This window comes from Lujinxingia litoralis (genome assembly GCF_003260125.1).
In the GTDB taxonomy this organism is placed as follows: Bacteria; Myxococcota_A; Bradymonadia; order Bradymonadales; family Bradymonadaceae; genus Lujinxingia; species Lujinxingia litoralis.
Window position 1 is genome coordinate 769,666 of the sequence record NZ_QHKO01000001.1, and the last position, 23,518, is coordinate 793,183.

At 63.8% G+C, this 23,518-nt stretch carries 12 protein-coding genes; 4 read left to right on the forward strand and 8 right to left on the reverse strand.

From position 1 onward, the window contains the following. Positions 1 to 8: 8 nt before the first annotated feature. The 3 genes from tolQ to DL240_RS03230 all read right to left on the reverse strand — a co-directional run bounded on the left by tolQ (position 9) and on the right by DL240_RS03230 (position 4,202). On the reverse strand, positions 9 to 740 hold the full coding sequence (tolQ, locus tag DL240_RS03220) for a protein TolQ (protein WP_111728407.1): 732 nt from the start codon (positions 738 to 740) through the stop codon (positions 9 to 11). Between the two features lie 154 nt (positions 741 to 894). Continuing rightward, positions 895 to 2,052, reverse strand: coding sequence for a hypothetical protein (locus DL240_RS03225; protein ID WP_111728408.1), 1,158 nt, complete (start codon positions 2,050 to 2,052; stop codon positions 895 to 897). 2 nt (positions 2,053 to 2,054) lie between these two features. Continuing rightward, positions 2,055 to 4,202, reverse strand: a complete 2,148-nt coding sequence (locus DL240_RS03230; protein WP_158542320.1) for a penicillin-binding protein activator — start codon at positions 4,200 to 4,202, stop codon at positions 2,055 to 2,057. Positions 4,203 to 4,414: 212 nt separating this feature from the next. Here DL240_RS03230 and DL240_RS03235 point away from each other — a divergent pair, with 212 nt between their 5' ends. After that, entirely contained in the window at positions 4,415 to 4,798 is a 384-nt protein-coding gene (locus tag DL240_RS03235) for a VOC family protein (RefSeq protein ID WP_111728410.1), read from the forward strand. A gap of 11 nt (positions 4,799 to 4,809) precedes the next feature. Here the strand turns inward: DL240_RS03235 and DL240_RS03240 are convergent, their stop codons facing one another. The 4 genes from DL240_RS03240 to DL240_RS03255 all read right to left on the reverse strand — a co-directional run bounded on the left by DL240_RS03240 (position 4,810) and on the right by DL240_RS03255 (position 9,683). After that, the gene (locus DL240_RS03240; RefSeq protein ID WP_111728411.1) at positions 4,810 to 5,775 is read right to left on the reverse strand and encodes a dimethylarginine dimethylaminohydrolase family protein; all 966 of its coding nucleotides are present in this window, start codon (positions 5,773 to 5,775) and stop codon (positions 4,810 to 4,812) included. 63 nt (positions 5,776 to 5,838) lie between these two features. Then, the gene (locus DL240_RS03245) at positions 5,839 to 7,314 is read right to left on the reverse strand and encodes an MATE family efflux transporter (protein WP_111728412.1); all 1,476 of its coding nucleotides are present in this window, start codon (positions 7,312 to 7,314) and stop codon (positions 5,839 to 5,841) included. Between the two features lie 239 nt (positions 7,315 to 7,553). Continuing rightward, complete coding sequence (gene ttcA, locus DL240_RS03250; protein WP_111728413.1) at positions 7,554 to 8,366, reverse strand: tRNA 2-thiocytidine(32) synthetase TtcA; 813 nt, start codon at positions 8,364 to 8,366, stop codon at positions 7,554 to 7,556. Positions 8,367 to 8,480: 114 nt separating this feature from the next. Beyond that, positions 8,481 to 9,683 carry a hypothetical protein gene (locus DL240_RS03255; RefSeq protein ID WP_111728414.1) on the reverse strand — a complete coding sequence of 401 codons (1,203 nt, stop codon included), beginning with the start codon at positions 9,681 to 9,683 and terminating at the stop codon, positions 8,481 to 8,483. 192 nt (positions 9,684 to 9,875) lie between these two features. On the opposite strand from DL240_RS03255, the gene DL240_RS03260 reads away from it, so the two are divergent. Genes DL240_RS03260 through DL240_RS03270 form a run of 3 tightly spaced genes read left to right on the forward strand, consistent with a single transcriptional unit; the run spans position 9,876 to position 11,530 of the window. After that, positions 9,876 to 10,184, forward strand: a complete 309-nt coding sequence (locus DL240_RS03260; RefSeq protein ID WP_111728415.1) for a hypothetical protein — start codon at positions 9,876 to 9,878, stop codon at positions 10,182 to 10,184. A 30-nt stretch (positions 10,185 to 10,214) separates the two neighbouring features. Continuing rightward, positions 10,215 to 10,706 carry a low molecular weight protein-tyrosine-phosphatase gene (locus DL240_RS03265; protein WP_199589720.1) on the forward strand — a complete coding sequence of 164 codons (492 nt, stop codon included), beginning with the start codon at positions 10,215 to 10,217 and terminating at the stop codon, positions 10,704 to 10,706. 23 nt (positions 10,707 to 10,729) lie between these two features. Next, positions 10,730 to 11,530 carry a protein-L-isoaspartate(D-aspartate) O-methyltransferase gene (locus tag DL240_RS03270; protein ID WP_111728417.1) on the forward strand — a complete coding sequence of 267 codons (801 nt, stop codon included), beginning with the start codon at positions 10,730 to 10,732 and terminating at the stop codon, positions 11,528 to 11,530. A gap of 79 nt (positions 11,531 to 11,609) precedes the next feature. Here the strand turns inward: DL240_RS03270 and DL240_RS03275 are convergent, their stop codons facing one another. Further along, entirely contained in the window at positions 11,610 to 23,087 is an 11,478-nt protein-coding gene (locus DL240_RS03275; RefSeq protein ID WP_111728418.1) for a tetratricopeptide repeat protein, read from the reverse strand. Between the last annotated feature and the right edge of the window lie 431 nt (positions 23,088 to 23,518).

The following is a 23,518-nucleotide window of genomic DNA, read 5'->3' on the forward strand; positions in this document are numbered from 1 at the left end:
GAAGAGGTTTACTTAAAGAAGTGACGCTTCACGATGTTGAGAAAGTCCGATGAGAAGTTATCCATCTCACCGCCCAACACCTTGATCTTGTTAACAAAGAGGTTATACGCAACGACCGCCGGGATGGCGGCAAAGAGCCCGGCCGCCGTCACGATCAACGCCTCGGCAATCGGCTGCCCGACCACGTCAATCCCGGCTGCGCCCTCCGAACTGATCTGCAGGAAGGCCACCATGATGCCCCACACCGTACCGAAGAGCCCGATGAAGGGAGAGGTCGACCCCACCGTCGCCAGGAAGGGAACGAGCTTCTCCAGCTCGGTCATCTCCGTGCGCGACGCTCGGCGCAACGCACGCTCCACGTTCTCTATGTCGCCAAGCTGCTGGCGCATAGACTCAGCCCCACCCACTTCCCCCGCACTTTTGAGCTTGGAGAGTTCGATGTAGCCAGCTTTAAACACCCGGCTAACCGGCGCCCGCGGAAACTCTTCGGAGGACTGGTAGATCGCGTCCAGGCGTTTGGACTGCCAGAACACATCCATGAAGTTCTGCGACTCGGCCTGCGCCCGTCGAAAGTAAAGGGTCTTATAGCCAATGATGTACCAGGACACGACGCTGAGAACCATCAAGAGCACCAGAATGGCCGTGACGACGGCATCGGCGTCCATCACGATCTCAATGACACTCTTGTGGCCGGCAGCGGCCTCGGCCAAAAGCGGCGACGTCAGGAGGTTTGCGAGCATGCAATGCTCCTCGCGGGCAGAGGTTGCAGATGGTGTAAAAGGCCCCACCGAAGCGCTTCAGCGGCCACATGGGGAGCCTGTCTCAAGGCTCTCTGGGGTATCACGAGCTGCCAAAGACTGGCAACGCGCTTGAAAGCGCGAGCGCCCCCTGGCTTTATTCCCCCGCCCAGAAGACCAACCCCGCCCCGGCACTCACGCCATCACCAAATGCCGCGAAGAAGCGCAGGTCGAGACGACTGGTACTGCGGTAGTGCAGTCGAAACACCGGCACCCCAATGCGACTGTTCGAACTGAGCAACCAGTCGCCCTGACCGCGCTCAAACGCCGCCAGAAAGCGCAGCTCGTCGGTCAGATTCAACCCGAGCTGCACTCGCATCGGCACCGTCCAGCCCCCCCAACGCCACCCGGTACCCGTAAGGCTTTCGGGTGAAAAGCGAAACGCCCGCAGCGCCAGCCCTACCTGAGCCCCGAGCGCCATCTGATCCAGGTGTGGAAAGAGCCGCCCCAGGTTGAGCGAACCCACCACTCCCACAGCACCGCGAAGCCGCTCGTAGGGGCGATCCAGGCGGTACTGCAAGAATCCCCCCTGCAGCGCTACACCAATACTGGTCTCCGGGCTGGCCGCCACCCACGGACGCCATACACCGCCCAGGCGATAGTCGCTCATGCCCAGACTTAGCTCCTGGGCCACACGAAGATCGATGTCGTAGGTGCGTCGACGCCAGTACGCCTGGGCTGCCGCGACATGACGCATACTCAGGTTGGTGGGGCGAATGTACTCATATCCCAGGTGAATCCCCAGACCATGATGTCGCCGCGTGGAGGTGGGAACCCCCAGGTTGTCGTGGTACGCGGTGCCCAACACGTCGACCATCCACGAACTCCCCAGCGTGGAGATGCCCAGGAAGAGAAGGTCGTTATCAAATCGGTCGACGTTGGGCGCGCCGGTAGGACGCAGCTTCAAGACCAGCCCCCCCGCCAACATCGTCAACCCCACCAGCTCCGTCCCGGCCAAAAAGTAGGCGGTGCGCGGCTCCTCCAGGTACCAATGCCCTACCCCGTGCACCACCAGCCCGGCACTTGCCGCAAGCAACGTGGCGTGGGCGCGCTGCCGCTGCTCGACGGTGCTTTCAAACACAAACCCCTCGGCCTCCAGCGCCGCGCGGTCACGTCCCTGGAGCGCATCACCGCGCTCCTCCTGGGGAGCCAACCCATCGGCAGGGCCTTCAGGAGCCTGCGCCCACCCCGACGTCGAGCTGAAGGTCATCAACAGCGCCAACCCGAGCGCCGCCACACGCGGTGAACCAGGCATTCTCACTGAGGGAGCTCGCCATCAGGTCGCTCGTCAGAACGCGCCGAGCGATGGAGTGGGGTCATGATGCTGCGCTCATACACCCCCCACTGACCCGAGTTAATCTCTAGCACCCGAAGCTCCCGGACCGGCTCGCCGCGCTCATCGAAACGAAAACGCCCCGTCGCCCCCCGGGCCCAATCCTCCCCGCGCAGCGCTCGGGTCAACGTTTCAACTCGCCCCGCCCCACGCTCCACCATCAGCTCCCGAAGGCGTTGCACTGAATCGTAAGCAAAGGCCTCGAAGGAGTCGGCCTGGCGCCCATAGACCGCCTCAAACCCTGCGCTGAACTGCCGCGTCTGGGCGTCATCAAAACTCCCGGAGTACCACGCCGGAATCAGCGCCCCCTCGACATAGCTGGCAGCCTGCTGAGTGACGATAGGATCTTGCCACAGGCTCGTCCCCAGATAGTGCACATACGTACGCTGCGCGCGGGCCGCAGGACGCTTCTCCGGGGCATGCCCCCAGATATTCTCCTGAGCCATAAACGCACTAATCTGTGCGATCTTGCTCCCGGAGTCCGGGATAAAGAGCGCATCGGGGTTATGGCGAGCGACCGCGCGGGCCGTATCGACAAAGTTCGAGCTGGAACGATCGTAGCTAACTTCTGCCACAACCTGCCCCCCGCGGGCCCGAAACTCCTCGGCAAACGCCCGGGCCATCACGCGCCCATACCCCATGTCGGGATAGGCCACCGCCGCCCGACGGTCATGAAGCTGCTCATACGCGATGGTCGCCATCGCCTGAGCCTCCGCGGTCGCACTGAGGAAGTTCCGAAAGAGCAGCGTGCTCTGCCCCGCATCTCCCGAGTCCACAGCCTCCGGAACAAGCGCGATCATCGGCACTCCGGCCTCCGTGACCGGCTCGCGCAGCTGCGCGACCACACGCCCGTCAAGCGGTCCGACCACGGCAAGTACCTCGTGGCTGAGCAAACGCTCCAACGCGGCGACGGGCTCGGCAGCGCTATCTTCGATGATCAGCGTAACCGTGGGCTCCCCGGCCACATGAAAAGCCTGCTGAGCCATGAACATCCCGGCAAGCGCCCGGTACCCCACCGCCCGATTCGGACCACTCAAGGGGAGCAAGGCCCCGATGGCCAGACGCCGCGCCCCGCTGAGCGACGCAATGGTCATGGAGAGTTCCGCCGCGCGGTCGGCCACGCCCATCGAGAGAAAATAGGGGGCGTTCTCGTTAAAGAGTTCCAGCAACGCCTCTTGCTCGCGCTCATCCAGGCGCTGAGTCGCCTCCCGGCGCACGTAGGCCCAGGTCCCCAGGGCCCGCAAAAACCCCGACTCGGAATTAAGGAGGTCGGCGGCCTGGCGCTCGCTGAGCCCATCCGCAGCATCGAAGGCCCGCGACACAGCCATCACCTGGGTCGCACTTAACGAACCCCCATCACCAAACTCCAGCGGCCTCTCCTCGCCACTCGGCGCCCTCGTTGCACCCTCGTCCGAAAGCCCCTCCCTGCCTGTGATGGTGGAGGGCGCCGTGGCGCCGTCGTGCGCGCCAGCGCGCACCGGCAGACCGGTGGTATCAAAGGTACGAGCCCAGGCCTCCATCGCCTCCACTCGGCGCTCGGCTCCCTGCAACCCCTCGGCGATCAGCGGCCATATCCACAGCCGGTCCTGCTCAAGGATCGCCGGACTCATCGAGGCGCCGGGATAACCGGCCAGCTCGGCCAAAGCCTCATCGGGCTGGGCGTTGAGCGCGTAACTGAGTGCCAGATAGGCCGATGCCCCGTAGCGCACGCGGTCGTCGACCCGCGGTGCTTTTGCCAACGGGGCCAAGAGCGCCTGCACCTCGGCCGGAACCGCCTGCCACTGCCCCGCCTCCATCGCCTGGAAGCGCGCCTCCACATCGCCCAACAACGACCGGGCAATGTAGAGCTCGGCCATCTGCGCGATGCGGTCGTCAGCGTGCTCCGCCTGCAAAAGACGAAAACGCTCGGCGGCCTCCTGATAGTGCCCCTCCCGGAGCAGCGTCACGGCCTCATCAAAGTGCGCCTGCACCCGCGGAGACTCCGCCACAATCGGCGCCTCCTGCTCCAGCACCGTGGTGCTGCTGCGAGTCGTCGAGCAGCTCGTTGCCCCGAGCAACACGAGGGCACACAAAGCCCTTCTAAGGGTGACTGACACTCCCCGACCTCGAACCACGTTCCTCATCGTACACTCACTCCTGACCCGCCTATCTGACTCGACACGACCGATGCCGGCCGCCGGGCTGGTGTACCACAGCGCGCACACGCCACGAAATTCTTCCCGGTCGGCGGAGAACATGCCACCCTGTGGCCCTATCCTTCGCCCTCCCCCTGGCCGGAGCCCCCATGACCCCTCGCCTTCATCATATCGCGCTCGGCGCGCGCGACGTCGCTAGCCTCGCTGACTTCTATCAACGCGCGTTTGCTCTCCCGGAGATCACGCAGCATCACTACCCCGATGGCCGCCTGCGCTCGGTATGGCTGGATTTGAACCCGGGCATTTTGATGGTGGAACACACCACCCGCACCCGAGAACGGGCCGAAGGCGTCGATGCCGGCCCCTTCCTGCTGGCGTTTACGATCGACGCCGGGCAACGCGATGCGATGGCTGCGCGTCTCGTCCAACTGGGAGCAAGCCTCGAAACGCAGAGCGACTTCTCGATCTACGCCCGTGATCCCGAAGGCAACCGCGTGGCGCTGAGCCACTACCCTCCCCCCCGCTGCTCATGAGGTCATAAGGGTCAGCGAATGCGCCCGCGGCGCCGTCGCAAACTCTTGATGTGGCGCGCATGCCTGAACGCGCTCTGCTCCTCGGTCAGCCCCGCCTCGGCCGGGTCGCATAGGCCCAGGTTGAAGACCATGCACTTGGGGCCCCCACCGCCCTTACCAAAGAACTCCGAGACGTCGATTTCAATCACTTCGACGCCGAGCTTCGCGATGTCTTTCTGAGTCTTCTTGCGCACACCGGCCGGCACAAAGAGCAGACGACGCTCCTCCACCTCGACATAGAAGGAGTTGCCCAGGAAGGCCCGGGCATCCTTCTCCTCGATCTCCACCAGGCGATCGCCCAACGCCTCTTTGATACGCTCCTGGCTCACCGGCTCCAGTGCGTCGAGGTACACCAGCACATGGTCGCCCAGGTCACAGATCGCCGTATCGCCGTGGTAATAACGCTCATCGCTGAGCTTTAGCGAGAGCACATCGCGGTTTAACAGACCGCTCTCCAGCCAATCCCCCACCTCGGTGTCCGAACGGAAGTTGTGGGTGAAGATCCACACCTCGTCCTCATCACGGAGCACCGGGAACGCGTCGGCCTCCCCTTCCCAACGCCACTGGTCGGGGATGTCGCCCACTTGAAACCCGAAGTTCGTCATGAAATCCGCAAAACGCTCCGACTCCCCCATGCGATGCTCCACCATGAAGTGGCTCGGGAAGAAGGTCTTCTGCGGCGAATGCTTACGCTCACGGAGCCCGTAGATGAACCCGGCGTTGGCCGTAAAGACCATACCTGTGAGCTCGGGAGTGGCGTCAATCACATACACATCCAGACCACACTCCAGAAGCTGATCCACATAGGTATTCCACTGCTCCAGCGCTACCGTAGGGTCGACCTCTTTAAGCGTCTTATCCCGATTTCGGGTGTGGGGATTAGCACCGCCTTTGATCGCAAAATGACGCGGGTGCGCCATCAATACCGCTGGTTTCATCAACTACCTCGACCCGAAAGTGTGTGGTTGTCGCGCGTTCATCACGTGTTCGGCGCCCTTCTATCACATCCGCACGCTTCGCGCACCATAGGCGCGCGTGCGGACCGTGGAACGCCGGAGCCTGCGCCAACGTGAACTGAGTAAGATGGCATAGGTCAGCGCTTTCAGAACCGAGGTCAGGCCAATGGTCCAGACCAACGCCGCAAAAGGACCGGAGACCGGCGGAGCCTCTCCCTGCCCCAACAAAACCCACCGCACGCCGTCGCCCATAGATGCCCAACCAAAGAGAAGCCCCGCTGCTACCGGGATGCGCAGCAGATTGTATCCCCCGGATACCAGGAGCGCGGTACGCGAACGACCAGCGCCGACCAGCGCGCCGAACATCGACATCTCAAAACCGACCGCCCACATCACCCAGCCAACGTAATAGACGTAACTCATCGCGTAGCTGAGCGTGTCGTAGTCGTCGGTCACCATCCGGCAGAGCTCTTCCGGAAAAAGGATAAAAAGCAGCCCGACCGCCTGACAACAAAGCGCACTGAGCCCGGCGCTGATCCAGGCACCTCCCATGGCGCGGTCGGCCTTACCCGCCCCCACGTTTTGCCCCACGATGGAGACACTCGCGGTAAGGAACCCGCTCCCAAAGGCAAACCCAATCCATTCGATCCCCCGAAGCCCCGCGCCCAGGCCTCCCTGGGCCGCCGGCCCCAACTCGCCGGCCATGCGGTTGAGCATCAGATAGACGCCGCCGTAAATCAGCCCGGAGAGCGCTTCGAAGATCCCGATATGCGCCATCTCCCGGGTAAGGGCACGTTCCGGCCACCAGCCCTTCACCCCTCGCGTACCGGCCCGAGGGTCAAACCCCAGATGTCCGCGTAAGATCAACCAGAACCCTACCATCCCGGGAAGCGCACGGCTGATGGCCGTAGCCAGCGCCGCCCCCTTAATACCCATCGATGGAACAGGACCGACGCCCAACACCAGGACGTAGTTGAGCACCACGTTGACCAGAAGGCTGCCAATCTCCAGATAGAGCGGCGTGCGCGTGTCCCCCACCGCCCGAAAGGCCCCGACGATCACCAGCATCAACGCAAAGGTCGGCGTCGACCAATAGATGATGCTCAAATAGTCGGCCACATGCTCACCTACCTCCGGCGTGACATTGGCCAGACTCACAAACCAGGGCATCACCAGCACACCAACCAGAGCGACGACGACGGAAAGCACCATCGTTGCGGAGACCGAACTTCGGTAGAGCGCCCCGATGCGCTCCGGTCGACGCGCACCAAAGGCCTGAGCAATGAGCGCGGTGGCCCCGGTGGGAAACACCTTGATGAAGGTAAAGTGCAGAATCAGCAGCGCAAAACACGCCGAGAGCGCGGCGGTGGCCGCCGCATCACCGAGCAGACCTACAAAGACAAAGTCATTGAAGGCGTAGAAGTTCACCAGCAGGGCCTGCAGCACCGCCGGCCAGGCCAGTTGTACGGAGCGCCCGACCAGGCTCCCTTCGGTAGTATCAACGGTGGATGCGCGTGCCATGACCGTACCTCGTAGGCCCCTTGCAGGCCCGGGGATGCGCCAGCCCAGGATGAACCGCGCGCACTTACAACAACGGAATGCGGCGGCACATCGGAACTCGTGCCGCGCGAAGAAAGGCGTGAACCGCGATTGACCTCAGCCGACCCCAAACACGAGGAACACGTGCTGGGACCACCCTCAGAGCGGTTCCGAAGCGACGGGCATCCACACAGAACTAGAAGTTCAACGGAATCAAGCCATCAGAAGAGCGCCGGCTCCTCGTGACAGCCTTGTGCCTGAGGCGCTCCGGCAGCTGCCTCGGCCAGCGCGGCCAGGTCAGCATCAAGGAGGTGGCTGGGCTTCACGTTCCCCATGGCCGCCAGCAGGCTGTGGCGCACATGCGGTATGGCCTCTTCGAGCTCGGTCAGCAGACGCTTGACCAACTTTCGCTTTCCCTCCACCGACCCGCAGAGGTTGCAGGGAATGATCGGGAACCCACGCAGGCTGGCGTAGGTCGCGATCTCGTCTTCGGCTGCCAGCAGCAAGGGGCGAATCACCCGAAAACGACCGTCATCCGTGGTGTAGCTTGCCGGCATCCCCTGCACTCGCCCCGAATAGAAGAGGTTGAGCAGCAGTGTCTCAATGCTGTCATCACGATGATGACCCAGCGCGATCACGTTGCAGCCCAGCGCCTCTGCCCGGCGGTAGATGATGCCTCGCCGCATGCGGCTGCACAGTGAACAGGGTGTGGCCTCGGGAGCGAGTTTCTCCTGCACGACAGAGTAGGTGTCCTGCTCGCAGATCTCGAAGGGGATGCCGACCTCATGGAGGTAGGTACGAAGCACGCCCTCGGGGTAGCCGGGCTGCTTCTGATCGAGATGAAAGGCGGTGATCTGGAAGTTAAAAGACGCCTCTCGTTGCAGCGCCATAAGCATGTCGAGCAGTGTATAGGAATCTTTCCCGCCGGAGAGGCAGACCAGGATATGGTCGCCCTCCGCCAGAAACTCAAAGCGCTTCAGCGCACTTTTCACCTTCCCCAGGAGTCGTTGCTGGAGGCGTTCCTGTTCGCCCATAATGACCTCGCGGGACCCAAAGACCTGCTGGAGTCTATACCCCTGGAGCCACGCTCTCTCAACTGATTTTGACAGGTCATTTGCCGGAGGTCCGGTGGCGCATCGGTTGGCCGATTATCTGTACGGACGTGGGGAGCGCCGGGGGTAGTTCGGAACCCGATGCTCCGGGCGAATGATCTGACGCGCCCCCGCGCCATCACCCTGCTGGCGAGCGGTGGTGTCCAGCGTCTGAATCAAGGCCTCCCATCCGGCGTCGGGGTCCAACTCCACCACCTCCTGAGCACTCAGCCCGGCCGGGGCCCAGAGACGCGCCCGATCCGGCTGGTCGACAAAGTGCCGGGTCAAGCGAATCGGAACGGTAGGACCGCCTCCCGTCGACCGCTCCGAGGCGTCGTCCCACACGTCACCAGGCGGCTCCGGCTCCCAGGCCTCCTGTACCTCGGCCGCCCGCAAGAAGGGGCCGCCCGGAAACCCCAACGCCTGCAGACGCTCCGCGGTCAACTCCCTGCCTGTAGAGCCGTCGGATAAATACACGACCAGATAGCCCTGACGAGCATAGTGTCCGGCCAACGCCAACGCCCCCGGGACCAGCTCCACCTCGCTGTCAGAAGGCTTCTGCTCAGAGCGCTGCGCCTCCTCCTCCCCTAGCGCTCGCTCCTCATCGACGCCCTCCTCTCCTCTGACCAGCGCCTCCGGCGTCTCCTCGGGGGCAGCGCCTGGGGTGATCAGAGCAGCGGTAGAAAAGGCCACCGCCCGAACCTCCGGCGCAATGACCCAGATCGTGCCACGCACAAAGCTACGATCGCCAACGACCTGCATCACATAGTCATAACTCCCACGTTGAAGCTCCCTGGCGAGTCGCCAGACCGCCCTGCCCTGCTCATCAGTGCGCACATGTCCGACCTGGGTCCAGCCCTTCTCGCAGCTACCAAAGAACACGCGCACCCACTCATCGGTGAGGGGCTCGGTGCCATAGGCGAGTCGAGCGCGCAGAATCACCGGCTGGCCGGTGGTCACGATCTGATCGTAGGACTGGTGGGCCGAGCCGTGCTCCTGACTCAAGCGCTCCGACGCCGCCCGTACCCAGGGCCCCGTGCGGGCCGGCTGATAGGGACGCCCCGGACAGCGCTGAACAAAGCGCATGTCGGTGGAGGGGGGACGAATCTCTTCCACCAGCGGAAGGACCGCGCGCTGTGGCGGACGCCATTGACGTTGCCCCATTCCCGTACACGCCCACGCCCCGCCCCCGCTCGCGAGTAGCAGTGCCACCAGCGCATAGCGCACCACCGCGCGCACCTTAGCTCCGATCTGGTGCATGACTCCCCCCTGGTTGTGATGGACCTCTGGGATAAAGGTAGGGTCGCTGGGAGGTGTCGCAATATGGAGGGGGCGGGGCGCTTGAAAGCACGGCGTCAATCGCGCACACTACCAGCGAAATTTTGCCTTATGCCGCAAACGTACTGGACCGACCTCGGGGCGAGTGAGCCCCGCTGACGCTGGAGCATCACGATGAGTCTGTCTCTGGAAGCGCTGGAAGATGCCGGGTTCCCCACCGAGAACTGGCCACAGGATCTGCCAACCCCTGGCGAGTCCAACATCTATTCGAAGGAATTAGACGGGAAGAAGGCGCTTTATCGCTATCAGGTCAATGTCGAGGGCGCGACCTACGCGATGGAGGTGCTTCTCGACCTGGCCACGGCCCCGAACCCTGCAGAGGGTGTGGGCTTTATGTTGAACCAGTTCGCGTTTTTGTGGCGCCAGGATCGCGCGCAGGTCGCCGTGCAGCCCAATGGTGCCTGCCGCCGTATCAACTTCTGAGCCCGCGTCTTTCTGTGCCCGGAGAGCCCTGTGAGTCTATCGGCCCCGACAACCCGGGTGATGTTCTTCTGCCTGGGAAATATCTGCCGCTCTCCGCTGGCCGAGGCCCTCTTTCGCTACCATGTCGAGGAGCGCGATCTGGGGACGCGCTTCCACATCGAATCGTCCGGCACCAGCGCCTACCATGTAGGAGAGCCACCGGATCCGGGGAGTGTTCGTGTGGCGCAGGAGCGTCTGAAACTGGATATCTCGCATCAACGGGCCCAGCAGCTGTCCAGCTCCCACTTCGCCGCCTTCGACTGGCTGGTCGCGATGGACCGCTCCAATCTGACCCACGCGCGCCCGCTGAGCGGCACACATGGAAAGAAGCTCCTGCTGCTACGGGACTTTGAGCCGCAGGAAAGGCTTCGCGGCCAGAACGTTCCGGATCCCTGGGGCGGCGGAACCGAACACTTTGAACAGGTCTTCGAGATGGTCGAGCGCTGCACTCTGGCTCTGCTTGAAGACCTGCTCTCCCACTGAGCACATTATCTGCGAGGGCTTCTATGTCCGGCCCCTTTCTGAAGCACATCGTCCTGGCGGTGGCAGCTGCCCTGGTTGCCCCGCTGGTCCTCGGAGGCTGTGAGCGCCCGGCTACCGAGAGCGGCCCGGCGGCGTCTGTAGAGTCCGGGGGCAAGATGGGAACCATCGCCCCGAGCGACGCCCCCGACGCTGGCGAGCGCCAGGCAGAGCGCGACCGAATGGTCGATGAGCAGCTGGCGGCGCGGGGGATCAAGGATCGCAACGTGCTCGGCGCCATGCGTCGGGTGGAACGCCACCAGTTTGTTCCGGCGCCGGTCCGGCCCCGCGCGTATCAGGACTCCCCGCTGCCCGTCGGTAAGGGGCAGACCGCTTTGCAGCCCTACCTGGTGGGAATGATCACCGAGTTGGGGCGCGTCGAACCCGACCACCGTATTCTGGTGATGGGTAGTGGTAGTGGCTATCAGGCCGCCGTCCTAGCCGAGATAAAAGCGCAGGTCGTTGCGGTTGAGCACCATTGTGAATTGGCCAACTGGTCCCGAGATAGCCTGGCGCGCCAGGGCTATGACCAGGTCGAGGTTCACTGCGCCAAGGGGCAGGAAGGCTGGCCGGCCGGGGCCCCCTTTGATCGGATCATCGTGAGCGCCGCCGCGCCGGAACTCCCGCAGGCGCTGGTGAAGCAGCTCAAGCCCGGTGGCCGCATGATCCTTGGCCTGGGCTCGGGGGAGACTCAGGAGTTGACGGTCGTCGACAACGGTGCTGATGGAACCCTGACCATGAACGGTGTCGAGTTGGTACGCCTGGCGCCGATGCCTCAAAGCGAGTGAAGTGAGCTTATGTTGAGTCGATAAAAAAGCCGCCCTTAACGGGCGGCTTTTTTATGCGGCTTGCAAGGGGCTTTCGGGCTCAGGCGCCCAGGGCATCCAGGGCCTCTTGGCTGGGAGCATGCCCGGCATCAACGCGCAGCGCGCGTTTGAACATGTCCCGAGCTCCCCGCTCGTCGCCCGTGGCCTGACGGATCGCTCCCAGATGGTAGTAGACCTCGACCTTGTCCGAGTTGTCTTTGATGTTCATCTGATGCAGGAGCAGGATCTGGAAGATCTTGAGTGCATGTTCCATGTCCTGGCTTCGGAAGGAGAGCTTGCCCAGGCTAAGGAGGTTGGGGATGTACGTGGCATCGATTTTATGTGCCGCCTCATAGGCCTGACGGGCGGCCTGTTCATCACCGCCCTGCTCGGCGAGCTTGCCCTGCAGGTGGTAGAAGCGCACCACGTCTTTCATCTGGCGAGCCTCCAGCAGGGAATCGATCACCGAGTTCAAGAGAGGCGCGGCTTTCTCGAGCAGGCCTCCCTCAATGTAGGCATCGAGGAGCGGCTCCACGACGCTCAAATCATCGCCAGCCAGGCCGCGGGCCTCTTCGAGGGGAGCGATTCTGAGTGCGTCGTTATTGAGAGAGGTGCGAGCCAGCTCGCTCATCTGGAGCAAGATCATCACACGTTGGTCATCGCCCTCGGCAAGTTGTGCACGACGGGCCAGCAGGTTGTAGGCGCCCTGGTGATCATGAGCGCGCAGGTAAAGCGCATCGAGTTTCTCAAAGACGGCCTGATCGGCGGGGAACGCGTCGAGGATGGCCAGGTAGGTTTCGGCCGCCAGCTCGGGCGATTCGGCGTCGCTTTCCAGGGTATGGGCGCGTAGGAGCATCAGGTCATAGCGGGCCTGGTCATCGCAGGATTCGATGCGGCGATCGATGACGGCGATCACATTCTCCCAGGCCTGTTGGGCCCGATAGATCGCCTCCAGCCTGTCGAGGGCCTCGCCGTGATGGGGGTCGGCTTCCAGGACGGTACCCGCGAAGCCGGCTGCCTGGTCGAGCTGCTGGAGTTCCTCGTGGCAGATTTGCGCCATGATGAGGAGGTGGTGAACCTGGGCCTCCTGATCGGGCGCGCGATCGAAGTGAAGGCGATGCATGGCGAGGAGCTCGTCCCAGCGGCGTTCCTTGCGATAGAGCTCTCCGAGGGCCTGAATGACGTCGGGGTGATCATCACGCAGCGCAAACGCGGCCTGATAGTCGTCGATGGCAGCATTGGCGTCGGCGTCGACGTCGTAGCGCAGACGCGCACGACGCAGGAGAAGACGCACGGTCTCCTGTTCGCTATCGGCCTGTTCGAGTTCGCGAGCCAGGAGGTCACGAAGCGCCTGGAAGTCTCCCAGGCCCTGGTAGACCTCCTCAAGGGCGCGGAGGATTTGCGGGTCCTCGGGAGCCAACTCCAGCGCGCGCTCGTAGGCGCTGAGTGCATCGGCGTGCTCACCGAGGCGCTCACCGCACACCTGACCCAGCTGATTCAGGAGTTCGAGGCGATGGGCGTCTTCGTCAACGCGGGTGAGGAGGCGCTCCAGCGTCGAGGCCAGGTCGTGCCATGCTTCGGTGATTTCGTAGAGCCCACAGAGAGTTTCCAGAACCTCGTGATCATCGCCTTCCAGGTCGGTCCATCCGACCAGGGCTTCGATGGCACCGGCGTGGTTTTGTAGTCCAAGCCGCACCCTGCCGAGTTCGGCGTAGATCTGAGCCTGTTCTGCCGCATCGTAGGAGGACTGGAGACGCGCGGAGAGGACGGCTTCCAGGCTGACATCGTCGCCCTGCTGTCGCGCGATTCGCTCGAGGTTGGTGAGGGCTTCGGGATGTCGAGGCTCCACAGCCAGGACCACTCGGTAGAGCGCGGCGGCCTGCTGGTCGTCGTGGAGAATCTCGGTGGCCCAGCCGGCGGCACGCTCGGCGAGTTCGAGCTGCCGGACCGGATCGTTGAGGGATTCGACGATATCTTCGTAGAGCACGACCAGGGCCTCGAAGAGCCCGCGTTCACGCGCGATGGCCTCGATTTTCTCCTGAACATCAATGTCGTGAGGGTCTTCTCGAAGCGCCCTGCCCCAGTGAGCGTAGGCGGCCTCGACGTTATCGAGTTCCTCATATTCGAGTTGTGCGACCTCACGCAGGAGATCAGCGCGCTCGGCGGCCGACTCCACGCCCTCGAGCTTCATGAGGTAGAGACGCGTGAGTTTTTCCCAGTCCTGAGCCTCGCGATAGGTGGGCTCGAGAAGCTCCAGGATGTCGGCCTGCAGGGTCTCAACCGAGCTGAGACGCTCCAGCCCTTCGATGGCACCGCTGTGAATGGGGTCTTCCAGGAGCACCCGGCGATAGAGGTCGAATGCTTCCAGCGGCTCTTCAAAGGCGACTTCGAGGAGGTAGGCGAGCTGGAAGTTGGTCTGAAGGAGTTCTTCGCCGTCAACGACCGCCTGTTTCTTGCGCAGGACGGCGGTGAGCTTCTCCCAGTTCTGCAGGGCCTGGTAGATGCGATCCAGCCAGCGGAGCGCGTCGAGGTCATACTCGTCGATCTCCAGCACGGCCTCGAAGTGTCGGATGGCTTCCTCGGCGTCTCCCATGCTCTGGGCATAGCCCTGGCCGGCGGCCAGGTGCATGGAACGGCGCACCTCAAGATCGTCGATTCCCAGCTCCAGGGCCTCTTCGTAGAGCGCGACGAGATCATCTTCGTAGCCCAGGTGTTGGGCCAGGAGTTGAAGTTGCTCCCTGAGGAAGTCCACCTGAGGCACATCTCGCAGCCCGCGGCCCAGGGTTGCGAAGGCTTTAACGGGGAGTTCAAAGGCATCGATCTGAAGCTGAGCCAGGTCGATGTAGAGCCCGGCACGCTGTTCGGGTACCTGGATGAGTTCGATCATGCGCTCGTAGAGTGCTTCGAGTTCATCCCATTCTTCACCGGCACGGTAGGCCTGCTGGAGGGCCTGCCCGGCAGAGACCAGGACTTCGGGCCGGGTCATCAAGCGGAAGAGCGCCCCTCGGACCAGGTAGTTCTGGGGGTCCAGCGCCAACGCCGAGGCGTAACACTCCAGGGCCTGCAGAGGGTCGTTGAGGTGCTCGGCCAGCACGTCTCCCTGTCGAACCTGCAGAGCGGTGATGGCGTCGTGTTCGGCGGGGTCGTGAAGTTGCTGCCGAGCGATGAGCGCGTCGAGAAGTTCGGGCCAACGCTCATGGACGTTGTAGAGATCGATGAGCGCGTCGAGAGCGAGGGTGTCCTCGGGGTTCAGGGCCAACGCATCGGAGTAACTCGCGATGGCATCATCGGGGCGATTGAGCAGATCACGGCGGAGTTCGCCCAGGCGATGAAAGGCCCGGGAGCGGAGGGTGTCGCCATCGACCAGGCCGAGCTTGTCGAGAAGCAGCGCCTCCAGCCCTTCCCAGTCCTGGAGGGATTCCAGGAGCCGCTCCATGACGACGACAAAGCTGAGGTCGGTGGGGTCCTCCTGGCGCAGCTCTTCGTAGAGACGCAGTGCCTGGTCGGGACGCGCCAGCGTTTCATCGTAAATGCGGGCGATGCGTATGCGGAGGCTACGCTGCTCCTCAGCGTCGTAGGTGTCCTCGAGTCGACGCTCCAAGATCAGGACCAAGGGCTCCCATCTGGCGAGTTCACCGTAGAGCTGCTGGAGTTTGGAGAGCGTGGCCTCGGCGTCCGGGGAGATCTCCACGCTCTGCTGGTAGGCAGCGATGGCGCTCTCTTTGTCTTCGAGGGGGCCTTCGTAGATGCGTGCGACGGCCGCCAGGAGGCGTCCCTGGTGGGCGACGTCATCGGAGCCTTCCAGCGCGCTGAGGTAGATGGGGATGACGCGCTGCCAGGCGTCGAGGTCGGTGGCCAGGACCTCGACGAGCTCTTCGATCTCGGCGTTGGAGGGGTCGAGGCAATAGGCCCGGGCCAGGGTCGTCAGCGCGCGAGCGCGCTCGACGTTGTCTTCGCTGATGCGGAGCATGAGCTGCGCGCGCTCGACCTGCGTCTGGACCTTTTGGTCGACGTCTTCGAGGAGGGCTACCTTTTCTTCGAGGAGTTCGTCGATACGCTGCCAGGCGCGGTCCTCGTCATAGGTTTCGAGGAGCAGGTCCACCAGCTGCAGGCGCAGGTGCTCCCAGGAGCCGCTACGTCGCTGGAGATCGTGACGTAGTCCTTCGAGTGCGCGAACGGAGGGACCATGCGCGGGCTCTTCCTCCAGGATGGTGCGGTAAGAAGCGATGGCTTCTTCCAGGGCATCGAGCTGAGACTCCTGGAGTCTGGCGAGCTTGAAGCGGTTCTCGATCACGACACGCGGGTCAAGCGCGTCGTCGATGCGCCACCGGTAGATTTCGGCCAGGTCGAACCAGCGCTCAACCTGCCCCAGAAGGCGCTCCAGCGAGGTGCGGTAGGAGGTTGAGCCGGGGTCGAGTTCCAAAAGGATGTTGTAGGTATCGACCGCGGCTTCGATGTCTCCGAGGACCTCTTCGAAGAGGAGCGCCAGCTTTTCGAGCCATTGTGCGCCGGCGTCGGGTTTTTGTTCGGCCAGGAAGCGATAGTGATCGACCAGGGCTTGCCAGTCTTCGTCCCGGGCGAGCAGGCGCTCACGGAGATCGAGGGCGCGTTCAAAGTCCGGGGCGACCTGGATCGCCAGGTCGATGGCCTGCCGGGCGCGAGGCGTGTCCATGAGACGATCGGCAAAGATCTCGGCCTGCTCTACGCGCAGCGCGGACCGCAGAACGTCGTCCACCTCATAGCTCTCTCGCAGAATGGTGTCGTAGTGTTCGGCAAGCGCCTCCCAGCCGGCCTGAGGCGGGGACACCCGACTGGCGAGTTCAGCCAGGGCCTGGCGAGCAGGTTCATCGGCGGGAGCCAACGCGAAGATGCGACGGTGCACATCCCAGGCACGCGCCGGGTCGTCGAGTTCGCGGTCGACGATCTGCGCCAGTTCGCGCAGCCAGTTTAGACGCTGAGCCGTATCGTCACTGGCAGCTGCGCGCGCGTCGAGAATCTGTGCCAGCTTCGGGCGATCTTTGCGGACGCGATAGATCGGCTCCAGGAACTCCCCGGCGCTGCTTCGGAAATCGGAATGCTCGGCAAAGATACCTTCCAGAGCATCAATGGCATAGGGGTGCCCGGCATCAATCTCCAGCGCCCGGCCGTAGAGTTCGACGGCCCGTTGAATCTCGGCCAAGGGGCCTCGACAGAGGTCCGCCAGGGCCAGTTCGGCCTGGAGGATTTCGGATGGCAGGCTCGAGGCGGCGGCGATGTCGGTGTAGAGGTCGGCGAGCTCGTCCCAGCGCGACTGACTCTCCAGCAGACGGACCAGGGCCTGACGCGCTTCCGGGCTGCGAGGCTCCAGCGCGCTCAGACGTCTCCAGGTTTCTACGGCGGCGAAGGCGTCCTGGAGCTGCTCTTCCTGCATCGCGGCGATCTTGCGCAGGTAGGTCAGCGACTCCGAGGGTTTGGAATCGAGCAGCACCTCGTGCCTTTCTTCGAAGATCTCGATGAGGTCATGCCAGCGTTCTTGCCGGTCGAGCAGCGCCATCAACGCCGGGAGCGCATCGGAGTGACCGGGCTCCATGGCGAGGACCTCGCGCAGGTGCATCTCAGCCTCCACCTCATCTGCGAGTGCATCGCCAAAGATGACCGCGAGTTTGAGGTTAAGGTCGAGGATTCGGGCCGGCTCGATGGCCCGTTCGAGCACTTCGCGCAGATGTTGAGTCAGCGTCTCCCAGGCTTCCTTTCGGCTGGCCAGGGAGATCAGCGCCTCCCCGTAGCTCTCACGGTCGGGCTCCAGCATCCAGGCCTGAGCGAAGCAGCTCATGGCGAGGTGTGCCTCATCGTCGAAGCGGTCGCGAGCGATAACCCCGCGGTCAAAGAGCGCGGTAGCTTTGTCAGCCGGGTCGAGGAGTTGAAGGCTGAGCCGCTCGAGCAGGTCGAGAAGCTTCTGCCACTGTCCCTGCTGCCGGTAGACCTCGCGCAGATCGGGCGCGACCTCTTCGATCCAGGCGTCGTCTTGAGCGAGCGCCTCCAGGCGTTCGATCGCGTCGGGCTGGCAGTCGATGCGGCCCAGAATGCTTCGATACACGCTCAGCGCCTCTTCCACGGCGAAGAGTTCGCCGGCGAGGGTCTGACCGAGTTTGAGTTCGAGTTCCAGGCGCAGGTCGGGGTCGCGGGCTGCGGGGCTGTCGAGGCGCTGTCGGGCAACCTCGACCCAGTCGGCCCAGCGTGCTTCCGCCGAGAGGATACGGTCCAGCTGAGCCAGGGAGTGGAGATGCCCCGGGGAGTCGGCCAGCATACGGCGGTAGGTGGCGACGGTCTCTTCGACATCGTTGAGGTCGCGCTCATAGACCTCGGCCAGCCTGGCGAGCACGCCGATGCGAGCCGCGCCTTCTTCGACCGTCAGGGCCTTTCGCTGGAGGAGTTCTGCCAGCTCAAAGTGCTGAGCCTCCGCAGCATAGAGACGCTCCAGGGCTTCCATGACCTGCAGGTCATCGGGAGCGGCTTCCAGGATCTGGCGGTTGGTGTCGATGGCATCCACCGGCAGATGCAGGACCTGTTCCTGGAGGATGGCGACTCGGCGCAGGAGTTTGAGGCGCTGAGCACTGTCGGCGACGTCCGCCTGACGCAGCAGGATAGCGCTCAAGCTCTCGGTCTCCCCGACGGCCTCGAAGAGACGCTCCAGGGCTTCCATCGCGCCGAGGTCGTTGGGGTCGAGCTCCAGGGCCTGCTCGAAGGCTGCGATGGCGCGGGAAGCGTCGTTGAGTTTCTGGCTTGCCAGTTGTCCGACGCGCTTCCAGATGGCCCCGGCGGCGAAGCTGTCGGCTTCGGCCGCGGCCTGCTCCAGGGTGTGGGCGGCTTCGTCGAGGGCATCTACGGCGTTGGCCAACTCGATGAGGCGTTTGCGCCGATCTTCATCATCGGGCTGCAGGCGCACGGCTTGCGCCACGGCGTCGAAGGCATCACGCGGCCTGGCGAGCTTCTTCTGACGCAATCCGACGAGTTCATCCAGGATTTCGAGCTTTTCGAAGATGTCCTGGCTCATGTCCAGGCGAACGCTGAGGGCCTGGTCTAAGCGCTCATACTCCCCACGAAGTCGGTAAATGGGCTCCAGGGTCGTGGCGAGGTCGGTACGGAGCTGGGGCCAGGAGCCATCCTCGGCCAGGCGTTGGTCGAGGCGAGCAGCAAAGGCGAGTACGGCATCATCGCCGGGGTTGTCCTCCAGGAGGTCGATGGTGATGGAGAGGGCCCCGGAGAGATCTTCCAGCTGCTCGAATCGCAGGGTGGCCAGCCGGAAGAGGAAGGCACGACGACGCTCGGGTTGCAGTGTCTGTTCGGCCTGTTCGGCGAGCAAGGCATCGAGGTCGTGCCAGGCCTCCTGAGTGCGCAACAGGCGCTCCAGGGCGTCGACGGCCTCCTCGTGCTCCGGGTCCATGGCGAGCACTTCGCGGAACACCTCGGTGGCGTCGACGGGGAGGTCGAGCGCCTCTTCGAGGAGGGTTCCGGCTTCGAGGAGAAAGCGAATACGGTCGTCATCCAGGTCCACGAGCAGCGCGCGCTTGCGCAGCATCTCGACCAGATCGTTGACCCGGGCCTCCTTCCGGTAGAGACGTTCCAGCGCCTCTACGGTGGGCAGGTCCATGGGGTCGTAGGCGTGGAGGCGCTCCCAGGCCTGGAGGGCCCGCTCGCGGTCCTGCATCTGATGTTCGCGGATGGCGGCCAGGTGACGCAGGAGGTCAAAGCGCGTCGGGGAGAGATGACCTTCGAGCGGGCTCTGAGCGGTGAACATCTCCTCGATCAACGACCAGCGGTTGAGGCGCGCCCCGAGCTGCTCGACGCGCAACCAGATATCATCGCGTTCGGGATCGATGTGGAATTGGCGGCAGGCGCGTTCGAAGGCGGTTGGAACGTCGTTGAGTTCGTCGGCATAGAGCGGGATGAGTTCGTCGAGGATCTCCTGCTCTTCAAAGGGGTCCTGACAGACACGGTGGCGAGCCTCAAGCGCTTCGGCCAGGGGCTCATAGCTGGCCTGGTCGCGCAGGATGGGCTCCAGAAGCATGGCCGCATCCCGGGCGAAGTCATCGCGGGCCAGGAACTGGCGGGCCGCGTTGAGGGCGCCTTCATGTGCGGGGTTCTCCCCCAGGACTTCTGCATAGGCGCGCAGCGCACCGTGCTGGTCCTCGAGGTGGTCCCGCATCAGGTCACCGAGTTCCATCCGAGCGGCCCAGACTGCATCGGGGCCCTCGTAGACCGCCAGGGGGATCTCCCGCATGAGGTACTCGGCGACATCCTGATAGCGGTCGTCTGCGCGATGGAGTTCTTTGACCCCGCGCAGTGCTCCCAGGTGGTCGGGGTCGCGGTCGAGGATCTCCATGTAGGTCTGGCGGGCCTCTTCCTTTTGGCCCAGAAGGGTTCGCTGAACGTCGGCGATCTTAGAGAGTTGGTCCACGACGTCAGAGTCGGTGGCCCCGGCCTCAATCAGCAGGTCGATCTGGGCGCGAAGTGCGAGGATGCGATCATCGGCGCGCCCGGCCTCCTGGTAGAGAGGGTCAAGGGCAGCGAGCACCTCGATGGATTCGGGACGGCGCTCGCGCAGCACTTCGTACCAGTGAATGGCGTCATCGATCTGCTGGAGGTCGCCAGCCAGCAAGGCGGCGGCGCGCAAGAAGAGAGTCTCCTGTGCGTTGGCGTCCTCGAGGCTCTGGGCCCTGTCCAGCCAGGCGTCGACCAGGGGTTGCACCATGGATGCCGCACGCGCGTAGGCGGTGGAGGCGTCGAGAATTTCGAGGTCTGCCGGGAAGAGTTCAAAGCACTTCAAGGCCCAGCCCAGCGCCTGATCAGGCTGGTCGCGTTTGGCCTCAAGATCGGCCAGGGCAATCATGGTTTGCACACGTGAGCCAGCATCCTCCTGGCGGGCCAGGAGGAAGTGGTGAGCCTCAAGGGCGGCATCGACCTTCTCGGCCCGGCAGAAATAAGGGAGGAGGCGTTCGTAGACGAGGGCCTGCGCGGAGTCGTCCGAGGCGCGCAGGAGGACATCCTCCAGCGCATGGATGACGAGTTCGGGGTCGTCGAGGTCGTTGTCGGCGATGCGCACCTGACGTTCTCGAAGTTCTACGACGACACCGTCCTCAAGCCCCTCGGTCAGCTCGGAGAGGCGTTCGTAGAGTTCGGGGGCGCGGCCGGCGTCGAGGAAGAGATCTTCGAGCAGGTCCCATTGGGCCGTCTGGCCAAAGATTGCGCTGAGGCGCTCGAAGGCCTCGGAGTGGTCGGGATGCTCGTCGAGCACGCTCTGCCAGACCCTGGCAGCCTCATGGGGTTGGAGGGCCTGGTCCTGGTAGAGGCGCGCGGCATCCTCCCGGGTGGCAAGCGCCTTATCGGGGTCAAAGCTCGGCGCGCGGGACTCCAGGAGTGCAGCGAGCGCGGACCACCGCTCCAGGCGGCGGTAGGCGCGCTGGAGATCGTCAAGGAGGACCTCGGAGGGTTCGGTCTCGATGAGGGCTTCGAGCACATGCGCTTCACGCTCAGGGTCGCGGAGTTTCTCACGAGCCATCTCCAGAAGCTCGCCCAGGCGGCGCTGACGCTCGTCGCCGACTTCGAGGACTGCTTCTTTGACCTCCAGATCAAAGAGGGAGCGAAAGTCACGACGCTGCTCATAGATGGTGCGCAGGCGGTCACGCACCGGGACTTCCTCCGGAGCGATGGCGACGACACGCTCCAGATAGGGAATGGCCTGAGTGACGTTATTAAGACGCTCCTGCCAGATGTCGGCGACCTCCAGGAGCAGGCCTACGGCCATGCCAATATCGCCCTGCTCCACGCTGCGCTCGGCGGCGTCCGAGAGAAGCCCAGCCAGGTCATTGAAGCGCCGGTTCTTCTCGTAAAGGTCTCGGAGCTGACCAAAGGCCGAAGGGTTGAGCGGGTCGAGTTCCAGGATTTGCGCCATGATCGTAATGAGCATGGAATCGAGGTTGAGGCGCACCCGGTAGATGTCGGCCATCTCCTCGTAGAGCGCGATGCGTTCGGCCGTGCTGGCGTCACCGGACGCCTCCAGCTCTCGCACCTCGTCTTTGATCAGGTCGACCAGGGCGTTCCACTTGCCGTGGTCCTCATAGAGGTGGCGCAGACGGCGGCGAGCTTCTTCGTCGCCGGCGTACTCCCGGAGGAAGTTTTTCCAGACGTCGATGGCTTTCTCGGCGCTGCCGAGTTGGGTTTCAGCGATCTCGGAGAGTCTCTCGGCGATGAGCCAGGACTCCTCGCGCGAATCGACCTGGGAAACGCGGGAAGCCAGGAGCGAGAAGAGCTTGCGCCAGTCGCCCTGGTCTTCGAAGTAGGCCTCGTAGAATGCAAAGACATCGGGGTGGGCCTCATCCAGGAGTTTGAGGCGTTTGAAGAAGTACTCGGCGCGTTCGTCGTCTCCGAGCTCGAGCCAGTAGAGCCTGGCGAGTTCGGTCATGACCTCCCACTCCCCATCGCGCTTACGGAGGTAACGCACGGAGTGTTCGAGGGTCTGAGCGAGTTGAGCAAGATCGCCCTCTTCGCGCAGGTGGGCACGCAGCGCGGCCAGCGCCGAGACGTTGGCGGGGTCGGCCTGGAGCGCCTCTCGGGCCGCGTCGATGCCACCGTCAAACGCAGGAATCGCCTGGTAGAAGCCTTTCACGCTGCGAGGAGCCGGCGAGTCAGGTTCGTCATCGGCGGCGTCCACGTTGTCCGCGGGTTGCTCGTCGGCATCGAGGGCATCTGAAGCAGCGAGTTCGCTCTGAAGCTCCTCCAGGACCAGCGCGGCATCTTCGCTCTCGGGATCTGCGGAGAGCGCTTTTCGGGCGTAGACCAACGCCTGCTGAGGATTCGAATCGAGGCGATCGTACTCCAGCTGAGCGGCCTCCAACCAGGCCATCGCCGCGTCCGCGCCCTCCCCTTCGTCGAGCAACGCCGCGGCCAGCTCGTCGGCCTCGGCGATGGCCTGGGCCACGGTACCGCCCCGCGCATAGAGCTGTTGAAGCTGGTGCGCCAGGGGACCCGGCTCCTGGATCTGGGCCAACGTGTCCGTGGCGCTTTCGAGGTCTTTGAGATGCTCGGCCTTGATCTGAGCGATCGCGATGAGCAGGCGCTCGCGCTCGGCTTCATCGGAGGCGATGCGGACCTCGATCTGATGCGTGGTCAGCAGGTTATCCCACTCCCGCGACTCGAGGTAGATGGCGGAGGCGCGCTGCAAGGGGAGCGCATCTTCGGGGTGAGCCTTAAACGAGGCCTGATAGGCCTCCATGGCTTCGGCTCTTTGAGCAAGTTCCTCGATAAAGAGGTCCCCCAGCGCGAGCAGAACCTGGGCTTTTTCGGGCCCGGGCTCCAGGTCATTGGCCATGTCCTGGAGGCTCGTAGCCATGGCCGCATAATCCGGCCTGAGCGTGGACACCTGAGCCTGCTGGCGAGCCACATCAAGGGCCTGGCGCCAGAGGCCGGCTTCCCAGCACAGAGACTGGAACGCCTTGAAGATATCGGGGTTACCCGGGTCGGAGGCCAACTGTTCCTGAAGCGCGCGGAGCTGATCGGTCATCGAGCGTTCCTGTATATGTTGCGAAGGGGGGGGCCGCCGGGGGAGAGCGACGTGCCTTGAGGAGAGCGCTGAATCCTACACTTTTCGGGGGAGGTTCCGTGAAGGAATCGTAGCAATCAATGCCGGGAGGCGGCAAGGCGGGGTATGGGTCGTGTGACAAGGGGTTACAAGTAGAGCTTCGGCGCTGGTTCTCGGAGGTGAGTCGCAACCTGAGGGGTCGTGTACCGCAGGTGATGGGTGTTGAGTCGCAACGCGAGTGGAGGTGCTCCCCAACCTGTTGGACCCGAGAGGCAAGGCAAAGGGCCGCCCCCTACCCCACGTGAGGGATAGAGTCGCGCACGCCGCTAGCCGGCACCCGCTGTTGTGAGACCCGAACGCCATCCCGGATGGAAGGTCTTGGCCGAGGTTCCGGGTCAACTCCCAGGTGGCAG